Raw genomic sequence first — 393 nt, forward strand, 5'->3', positions numbered from 1 at the left:
GGAACAAAACCTAGCTAACCTGCTTCGTGATATTAAAAAGTTAAAACCCCATTACCAAAAAGTTATCAATTTAAGGTACTTTCAAGAGTTAAGTTATAAGGAGATTTCTGCAGAATTGGACGAACCTATAAACAATGTAAAGGTAAAACTGCTGAGAGCTAAAAAATTACTTGCCGAAGTAATTAATAATAAAAATGATTAACAAACTAAAAAACCTTGGCCCTGGACTATTGTTTGCAGGCGCTGCAATTGGTGTGTCTCATTTGGTACAGTCTACAAGAGCAGGAGCTGATTTTAGTTTAGGCTTAATTTGGGCATTAATCTTAGTAACACTTTTTAAGTATCCATTTTTTCAATATGGCCCTAGATATGCTGCCGCAACAGGAGAAAGCC

1 protein-coding gene and 1 pseudogene are annotated in these 393 nt (G+C 35.4%); both read left to right on the forward strand.

Annotation, left to right across the window (positions count from 1 at the left end; all coding sequences use genetic code 11):
- Positions 1 to 202 (forward strand): sigma factor-like helix-turn-helix DNA-binding protein (locus H4O21_RS28345; protein WP_305082243.1); only part of this gene is annotated, 202 nt, incomplete at its 5' end.
- Positions 195 to 393 (forward strand): annotated as a pseudogene (locus tag H4O21_RS28350) (NRAMP family divalent metal transporter); the annotation flags it as partial. The gene H4O21_RS28345 and the pseudogene H4O21_RS28350, both read left to right, overlap by 8 nt.

It is taken from the genome of Oceanospirillum sediminis, assembly GCF_014164585.1.
Classification (GTDB): Bacteria; Pseudomonadota; Gammaproteobacteria; order Pseudomonadales; family Halomonadaceae; genus Oceanospirillum; species Oceanospirillum sediminis.